The sequence below is a fragment of the uncultured Amnibacterium sp. genome, from assembly GCF_964244015.1.
Taxonomy (GTDB): Bacteria; Actinomycetota; Actinomycetes; order Actinomycetales; family Microbacteriaceae; genus Amnibacterium.
In genome coordinates, this window is the sequence record NZ_CAXTHO010000212.1 from 1 (window position 1) to 2,159 (window position 2,159).

A 2,159-nucleotide genomic window follows, 5' to 3' on the forward strand; every position below is an offset into this window, starting at 1 on the left:
CTGGCTGTGCGCCGTCGCGGTCGCCGACGAGATCGCCGACGACATCGCCGAGCGACTCTGCTCCGACACCGTCGCCGACCGAATGACCCGCGTCGGCTGGACCGTCCACGACGACCGCTTCCACGCGACCCGGATGCGGCGCTCGGCCCAGACGGAGGGGGTGCTGGAGGCGGCCGGGCCGCGACAGCGCCGATCGACCGTGCGCCGCCTGCTCGCCGCCACGAGCGAGGTCGGGCGGCCGCTGACCGACCGCGAGCGCATCGCGGAGGGCGAGTGGCGGCTCGAACTCGGCGAGGACCTGCCCCCCGCGACAGCGCTCGAGCTCGGCTCCCTCACCTCCCTCGCCGCCCCCGAGCTGTCCGAGCGGTTCCTCCGCCACGCGGTCGCCTCAGGCGGCGGGGCAGCCGCCGAGGTCGTGCTGGCCGAACAGCTGAAGCGCACCAACCGGCTCGACGAGGCCGAGCAGCTGCTCGGCACCACCGCCGCGGCGAGCGGGGACAGCCACTCGTCCGACGAGATCGCGAAGGTGCTCGCGCTGGTCGCCGGGTTCGGCTCCCGGCACGCCTCCCAGGCCATCGCCGTCCTGGACGCGCACCTGCTCGCGCACGGCGCCCAGCCGGACCTGCTCGCCGTCCGCAGCGGGTTGCTGCGCGCGGAGATGGAGTACGTGGTCGCGCTGCGCGAGGCCACGGCACTGCGGAAGGGGCCCGTCGGGTTCGCGTCCGTCTTCGCCGGCATCAACGAGGTGCTGGCGCTGATCGACCTCGGCGACCTGTGGAGCGCGCTGCAGGTGATCGACGCGCTGCGCAGTCCCGCCCTGCAGACGGTCGACCGGATCCCCGAGGGCCCCGTGGTGCTCGACTGGATGACCGCGCGCGCCCCCGCCACGGTGTGCCTCGACCTGCCGACGGCCGCGCCGATCGCGGAGCGCAACTACGACCGCATGCTCGAGACCGAGATGCACGCCGTGCGCACCCCGTTCGCCCACCTCCTGGGCGTGATCCGTACGCTCGAGGGCGACGTCGACATCGCGGTGCACCTGCTGCGGGAGGCGGAGGGGCTGCCCGGCATCTGGCGGGACAGCTGGCTGCCGATCATCATCGCGGACCTGGCGATCGCGCTGGTCGCGGCGGGCGACCTCGACGGCGCGGAGGCGGCGCTGGCCCGTGCGGCGGAGGGTGCGGTCAGCGCCTCGCAGCTCGGGCGGATCCGGCTGGCCGAGGCGGAGCTGCAGGCGGCGAGGGGCGACCTCCGGGGCGCGGTGTCGGTCGCGCGGGCGGTCGCCGATCGTGCCGCCGAGCACAGCGCCGCGGTGGAGCAGTGGGACGCGCTGTTCACCGCGATGCGCTTCGGCGATCCGGCCGCGCCCGACGCGCTGCTCGCGCTGCATCCGCTTCCTGGCGTCGCGCGCGGGCTGCAGCAGGACCACGCGAGGGCGCTGCGGGACGGCGACCTCGGCGCACTCGACTCGGTCGCCCGCCGGTACTGGTCGGTCGGGCTGCGCTCCTACGCCGTCGAGACGGTCGCGAGCTCGATCCGCCTCCGCAGCGAGCGGGAGCTGCCGACGACGGCGGCCGCCGAACGGCTCGCGATGTGGACGGCGGAGGCGCCGGGGCTGCGCCGCCGGTTCGCCGGCGCCGGATCGGGCACCGCGTTGACGTCACGGGAGCGTGAGGTGGTGTCGCTCGCGGCGCGCGGGCTGCCGGATCGCGGTGTGGCTGATGCGCTCGGGATCTCGGTGCGGACGGCGCAGACGCACTTGTCGCGGGCGTTCACGAAGCTCGGCGTGCACCGCCGGGCGGAACTCGCGGGGCTGCTGGACGACGGCGTCTAGCGTCCGGTCAGGACGCGGCGCGGGCGCGGAGCGGCGTGGAGGTGGAGCGGTAGGCGACCTTGCGCTTGTGGTCGCGGTCACCGAGCGCGATGGCGCGGCCGATCACGAACGCGAGCAGCACCGAGACCAGCAGCCATGCGCCGAGGACGGCGAACACGATCGACAGGACCATCTGGAACCTCCCCCAAGGTTGTGATCGAGCCTCGCGAATGGGCGGTTGCAGCGGCATCCCCATTCCGGGGGGCGCAGGGCGTGATCTCGAGGCTCGCTTCGCTCGCACCTCGATCAGCGGGGTGGGGGCGGGCGCGGGGCGGCGCAGGGCGGG

At 74.9% G+C, this 2,159-nt stretch carries 2 protein-coding genes; one reads left to right on the plus strand and one right to left on the minus strand.

Annotated features, from left to right (window positions below; translation table 11 throughout):
* A partial coding sequence (locus ACFE67_RS14920) for a LuxR C-terminal-related transcriptional regulator (RefSeq protein WP_375407655.1) occupies nucleotides 1-1,834 on the plus strand: 1,834 nt, incomplete at its 5' end.
* Nucleotides 1,835-1,841: 7 nt separating this feature from the next.
* On the opposite strand, the gene ACFE67_RS14925 is transcribed toward ACFE67_RS14920, so the two are convergent.
* Nucleotides 1,842-2,006 (minus strand): hypothetical protein, encoded by a 165-nt coding sequence (locus ACFE67_RS14925; RefSeq protein WP_375407656.1) that lies wholly within the window; start codon nucleotides 2,004-2,006, stop codon nucleotides 1,842-1,844.
* Nucleotides 2,007-2,159: the final 153 nt, after the last annotated feature.

Bases quoted from the DNA above. Each gene is read 5' to 3' on its own strand.
- ACFE67_RS14925 (WP_375407656.1), bottom strand. From the start codon at position 2,006: ATGGTCCTGTCGATCGTGTTCGCCGTCCTCGGCGCATGGCTGCTGGTC.